The sequence below is a fragment of the Variovorax sp. AC103 genome, assembly GCF_979254005.1.
The window spans coordinates 1-2,562 of the sequence record NZ_CEEDFC010000054.1 but is presented as its reverse complement, the minus strand read 5'-3'; the positions used below and the strand labels follow the sequence as shown (position 1 = coordinate 2,562).

Here is a 2,562-nt window from a genome sequence, read left to right as displayed (position 1 = left end):
GTGTTGAGTTCCATGGAATCCTGACCCGCGATTTCCATCGAATATTGACCCACCCTCTTTGCGAGCCGGCCGGCTCACGGTGTGGATAAGTTTTTGGTTTTCTCCTTTTTAGGTTGGACTGCCTGAACGGGTTGAGCCGAGCTGTGCTTGAAGCGGAAGCTGTCGTTTCCAGTCTCCAGAATATGGCAGTGATGTGTAAGCCGGTCCAGCAACGCCGTGGTCATCTTCGCGTCGCCGAAGACGCTGGCCCACTCGCTGAAGCTCAGGTTGGTGGTGATCACCACGCTAGTGCGTTCGTAGAGTTTGGACAGCAGATGGAACAACAGCGCGCCACCTGATGCACTGAACGGCAGGTAGCCCAACTCGTCGAGCACCACCATGTCCGCGTACATCAGTCTGTGCGCGATGTGGCCGTGATTGCCACTGGCCTTCTCTTGCTCGAGTGCGTTGACCAGTTCTACCGTCGAGAAGAAGCGCACCCGACGGTGATGGTGCTCGATGGCCTGCACGCCCAGGGCTGTGGCGATATGAGTCTTACCCGTACCCGGCCCGCCGACAAGCACCAGGTTCTGCGCATCATCCATGAACTCGCATCGGTGTAGCTGACGCACCAGCGCCTCGTTGACCTCGCTGTTGGCGAAGTCGAAGCCAGCGAGATCGCGATAGGCTGGGAAGCGAGCGAGCTTCAACTGGTAGGCCACCGAGCGTACCTCCCGCTCGGCTGTCTCTGCCTTTAGCAACTGCGAGAGCATCGGTTGGGCCGCCTCGAAGGCCGGCGATCCCTGTTCGGCCAGCTCCGCGACGGCCTGGGCCATGCCGTGCATCTTGAGTTCGCGCAGCATGATCACGAGGGCGCCACTGGCAGGGTCATGTCGCATGGCGCACCTCCTGGCTGCTTGACTTGGAGTTCAGCGGCCCGCGCAGGCCGCCAGCAGCGCTGGCACGCCCCCTGAGCGTGTCGTAGCGCAGCACATCGGCCTTCGGCTCGTTCACCAGGCGCAGTGCCTGCGGTGCCGTGACGGGCGCGGGCGCAACGGGCTTGGCATCGAGCAGTCGGTGCAACACGTTTAGCACATGGGTCTTGCTGGCCACGCCGGCTTCCAGCGCCAGTTCGACCGCGGTCAGCACTGCCTGCTCGTCGTGGTGCAGCACCAGCGCCAGGATCTCGACCATCTCGCGGTCTCCACCTGGCTGCTTCAGCAACGCGGCCTGCAGCCGCCGGAAGCCCTGCGGCAGCTCGCTGAAGGGCGCTCCGTTCCTGAGCGCTCCTGGCTTGCGTTGCAGCACCGCCAGGTAGTGCCTCCAGTCGTAGACGGTCTGACCTGCGGTGTCGTGGCGACGGTCAATGATGCGCGTGTGCTCGCACACGATCTGGCCCTCGGCCGCCACGACAAGGCGTTCGGCGTACACGCGCAGGCTCACTGGCCGGTTCGCGTAGGAGGCCGGAACGCTGTAGCGGTTGCGCTCGAAGTGCACCAGGCAGGTGGGCGAGACGCGCTTGGTGTGTTCTACGAAACCATCGAAGGGTCTGGGGATCTGCATCAGTAGCGGCCGTTCCTGCGACCAGACATCGGCTACGGTCCCTGGCAGCTTGCCGTGGACGATCTCGCCCCACAGCGCCTTGCAGCGGTCCTCCAGCCAGTCGTTGAGCAGCGCCAGCGTGGCGAACGCCGGCACGGGTTGCCACAACCGGTGGCGCGCATCACGCACGTTCTTCTCGACCTGGCCCTTCTCCCAGCCCGAGGCCGGGTTGCAGAACTCGGCCTCGAACAGGTAGTGACTGACCATGGCGCTGAAGCGCGCGTTGATGTCGCGCTCCTTGCCGCGGCGTACCTTGTCCACGGCGGTCTTCATGTTGTCGTAGATGCCGCGCCGAGGCACGCCCCCGAGCACCTCGAAGGCCCGGTTGTGCGCATCGAACAGCATCTCGTGGGTCTGCAACAGGTAGGCGCGCACGATAAACGCACGGCTGTGGCTGAGCTTGAAGTGCGCCACCTGCAGCTTGGTGCGTTCACCAGCGAGGACGGCCCAGTCCTCGCTCCAGTCGAACTGGAATGCCTCGCCGGGACCGAAGGCCAGAGGCACGAAGGTGCCGCGCCCCGTCGTCTGCTGGACCTCGTGGCGATGCGCATGCCACGCTCGTGCAAAGGCCGCCACGCGGTTGTAGGAGCCCTGGTAGCCCAGCGCCACCAAGTCTGCGTGCATCTGCTTGAGCGTGCGCCGCTGCTTGCGTGACTTGGCCGCCTCGCTCTTGAGCCAGCCGCCGAGCTTCTCTGTGAATGCGTCGAGCTTGCTCGGGCTGATGCGCTTCGCGTAACTGGGCGCCGCCTCGCCCTCGCGAAGGTACTTGCGGATGGTGTTGCGAGACAAGCCCGTGCGCCGGGCTATCTCTCGGATGGACAGTTGCTCTCGCAGTGCCCAACGCCTGATGACACTCAGTGTCGCCACGTCAATCACTCCTGTGCTCCTGCTGCTAAAAGCAGCAGGTTAGGGTTATCACGTGGGTCAGATTTAGATGGAAATCACCGGGCCAAGTGGGTCACTTCTGGATGGAAATCAACA

At 63.5% G+C, this 2,562-nt stretch carries 2 protein-coding genes; both read right to left on the bottom strand.

What is annotated here, in order from left to right:
• Nucleotides 1-74: 74 nt before the first annotated feature.
• Entirely contained in the window at nt 75-878 is an 804-nt protein-coding gene (gene istB, locus AC0IYU_RS34765) for an IS21-like element helper ATPase IstB (RefSeq protein WP_472126939.1), read from the bottom strand.
• Nucleotides 868-2,457, bottom strand: coding sequence for an IS21 family transposase (gene istA, locus AC0IYU_RS34760; protein WP_472126936.1), 1,590 nt, complete (start codon nt 2,455-2,457; stop codon nt 868-870). The genes istB and istA overlap by 11 nt, the downstream gene beginning before the upstream one ends.
• Nucleotides 2,458-2,562 lie beyond the last annotated feature (105 nt).